The organism is Prauserella muralis (assembly GCF_003202285.1).
Taxonomy (GTDB): domain Bacteria; phylum Actinomycetota; class Actinomycetes; order Mycobacteriales; family Pseudonocardiaceae; genus Prauserella_B; species Prauserella_B muralis.
The window spans coordinates 1-1265 of the sequence record NZ_MASW01000011.1; the positions used below are offsets into that span (position 1 = coordinate 1).

The 1265-nt window shown below is 63.2% G+C and carries 2 protein-coding genes; both read left to right on the plus strand.

What is annotated here, in order from left to right; all coding sequences use genetic code 11:
• The first annotated feature begins 63 nt into the window (after nt 1–63).
• Entirely contained in the window at nt 64–354 is a 291-nt protein-coding gene (locus BAY60_RS37690; protein WP_211330570.1) for a transposase, read from the plus strand.
• Complete coding sequence (locus BAY60_RS35390; RefSeq protein WP_211330571.1) at nt 351–1235, plus strand: IS3 family transposase; 885 nt, start codon at nt 351–353, stop codon at nt 1233–1235. Before BAY60_RS37690 ends, BAY60_RS35390 begins: the two co-directional genes overlap by 4 nt.
• Nucleotides 1236–1265: the final 30 nt, after the last annotated feature.

Sequence of the window (1265 nt, forward strand, 5' to 3'; positions counted from 1 at the left end):
GGACCGTTCCCGGTTCGGTGGACACGGGGGTGAGGGTCGCCCGGTCCTTCGGGAGGCACAGGGATGGGTTCAACACGCCGTCGATTTACCGAGGAGTACAAGGCACAGGCGGTAGCTTTCGTCATCGATGACCATCGGCCTATTGTCGAGGTCGCACGTAATATCGGTGTGCACGAGATGACGTTAGGGAAATGGGTGAAGAAGGCCAGGGAGTCCGACGACTCGGTGGACAAAGCTCTGGAGGATTCCGAACGCGCCGAGCTGGAGCGGTTGCGGGCGGAGAACGCCGAGCTGAAGATGCAGGTCGAGTTCGCAAAAAAAGTAGCGACCTGGTTCGCGAAAGACAAGCAGTGAAATTCGCTGCGATCGCGGACTGGGCGGGCACCGACGACTTCCCGGTCGAGTTCATGTGCCGTGAGCTGGGTGTGTCCCGCTCGGGCTACTACGCCTGGCGCGGCCGCTCCCCGAGCGCGCGGGAACGCGCCGACACCGGTCTGCTCGCCGTCATCAAGCAGGTCCATGAGCGGCTGCGCGGCAACCCTGGTGTGCGGCGCGTGCACGCCGAGCTCGTCACGCTCGGGCACCAGGCCTCACCGAAGCGGGTCTGGCGTCTCATGCGCGACGCCGGCCTGCAAGGACGACACCCCAAGCCCTGGAAACGCACCACCACCCCAGGTCAGGCACCGGTCTCGGCACCGGACCTGATCGGCCAGGACTTCACCGCCACGGCCCCGGACCGTCGGTGGTGCGGGGATATCACCTACGTCAGGACCTGGGACGGCTGGGCGTATCTGGCCACGGTGATCGACCTGCACTCCCGCGCCGTCGTGGGCTGGGCCCTCGCCGGGCACCTGCGCACCGAACTGGTCACCGCAGCCCTCGACATGGCCCTCGCTCGCCGCCGCCCCGGCAACGAGGTCATCTTCCACAGCGACCGCGGCACCCAATACACCGCCGCAATCTTCGCCGAATACTGCGTGAACAACGGTATCCGCCGTTCACTCGGCCGCACCGGAACCTGCTTCGATAACGCCGTCTCGGAATCATTTTTCGCGACCTACAAGAAAGAACTCATACACACCCGCCCCTGGCCGACGATCACGCACCTCAACAAGGAAACATTCGACTGGATCGAAAACTACTACAACACACAACGACGACACTCGACACTCGGATACTTGACACCCCAAGAATACCAACTAGGGTTCAGAGAAATCAGCCAAATCGCGGCCTAAACCCGCGTCCACAAAAGCGGGAACACTCCA

Bases quoted from the DNA above. Each gene is read 5' to 3' on its own strand.
- BAY60_RS37690 (WP_211330570.1), top strand. From the start codon at position 64: ATGGGTTCAACACGCCGTCGATTTACCGAGGAGTACAAGGCACAGGCG.